This is a genomic window from Pseudomonas sp. SIMBA_068, from assembly GCF_046534705.1.
GTDB classification, from domain to species: domain Bacteria; phylum Pseudomonadota; class Gammaproteobacteria; order Pseudomonadales; family Pseudomonadaceae; genus Aquipseudomonas; species Aquipseudomonas putida.
This window is the reverse complement of the sequence record NZ_JAWRYI010001881.1, coordinates 1-229: the sequence shown is the minus strand read 5'-3', so window position 1 is coordinate 229 and position 229 is coordinate 1. Positions and strand designations below refer to the sequence as shown.

Genomic DNA, 229 nt, shown 5'->3' with positions numbered 1-229 from the left:
CATCCTCTATAACGCGCGCCGCCACCATAAAGAAGCAGAAGAACGCTTCAACGCCCGCTACTGCGATTTGGATACTCTGTTACAAGAGTCAGATTTCGTTTGCCTGATCCTGCCGTTAACTGATGAGACGCATCATCTGTTTGGCGCAGAACAATTCGCCAAAATGAAATCCTCCGCCATTTTCATTAATGCCGGACGTGGCCCGGTGGTTGACGAAAATGCACTGATC

1 protein-coding gene is annotated in these 229 nt (G+C 49.3%); it reads left to right on the top strand.

Features of this window, described 5'->3' with window-relative positions; translation table 11 throughout:
* The coding region (locus tag SB756_RS36300; RefSeq protein WP_410914095.1) for an NAD(P)-dependent oxidoreductase at positions 1-229 on the top strand (229 nt) is incomplete at both ends.